Origin of the sequence: Mycobacterium europaeum (genome assembly GCF_002102155.1) — a bacterium.
Lineage (GTDB): Bacteria > Actinomycetota > Actinomycetes > Mycobacteriales > Mycobacteriaceae > Mycobacterium > Mycobacterium europaeum.
On record NZ_LQOU01000061.1, the window covers coordinates 1 to 1,086 of the forward strand.

Genomic DNA, 1,086 nt, shown 5'->3' on the forward strand with positions numbered 1-1,086 from the left:
GTGCCGACGCCTCATGCCGCCGAGATCGTGCTGTCCGCTGGGGAGCGGGTTGAGCTGGAGGGTTGGGCGCGGCGACGAACGAGTGCGGCTGGGTTGGCGATGCGGGCACGAATTGTGTTGGCCGCCGCAGATGGTGCATCCAATACGGAGCTGGCAGCTCGACTGGGCTTGGCCATCACGACGGTGCGACGCTGGCGTAACCGCTTCGCCGAACAGGGTCTGGATGGATTGGTCGATGAACCGCGCCCGGGCCGGCCGCGGGTGGTGGGCGACGATCGGATCGAAGCGCTGATCGCCACGACATTGGAGAGCGCCCCACCAGATGCCACGCATTGGTCAACCCGGTCGATGGCTGCCCACTTGGGCTTGAGCCAGTCGATGGTCTCTCGCGTCTGGCGGGCGTTCGGTCTGGCGCCGCACAAACAGGATTCGTGGAAATTGTCCAAGGATCCGCTGTTCGTCGCCAAGGTTCGCGACATCGTCGGGCTCTACCTGGATCCTCCGGAGCGGGCCATGGTGCTGTGCGTGGACGAGAAAACCCAGATCCAAGCGCTCAACCGCACCCAACCGGTGTTTCCGATGCTGCCCGGCACCCCAGCACGGGCCAGCCACGACTACGTCCGCCACGGCACCTCGAGCCTGTATGCCGCCCTGGACCTGGCTACCGGCAAGGTCATCGGCTCCTTACACGCCCGGCACCGCTCCCAAGAGTTCCTGGCGTTTCTCAAGAAGATCGACGCCGAAGTGCCCACTGAGCTGGATTGCCACGTTGTGCTCGACAACGCCTCCACTCACAAGACGCCTGCGGTAAAGCGTTGGCTGACAAATCATCCCAGATTCGTGCTGCACTTCACCCCAACCAGCTCCTCGTGGCTCAACCTCGTTGAACGCTGGTTCGCCGAGCTGACCACAAAGAAACTACGCCGCGGCACCCACACCTCGGTCCGCCAACTCAACACCGACATCCGTGCATGGATCGACACCTGGAACGACAACCCGCGCCCCTACGTCTGGACCAAGACAGCCGACCAAATCCTGACCAGCATCGCCAACTACTGCACCCAAATTAATGACTCAGGACACTAG

1 protein-coding gene is annotated in these 1,086 nt (G+C 63.0%); it reads left to right on the forward strand.

From position 1 onward, the window contains the following. Positions 1-1,086: IS630 family transposase (locus AWC03_RS24040; protein ID WP_420845695.1), on the forward strand; the 1,086-nt coding region annotated here is incomplete at its 5' end.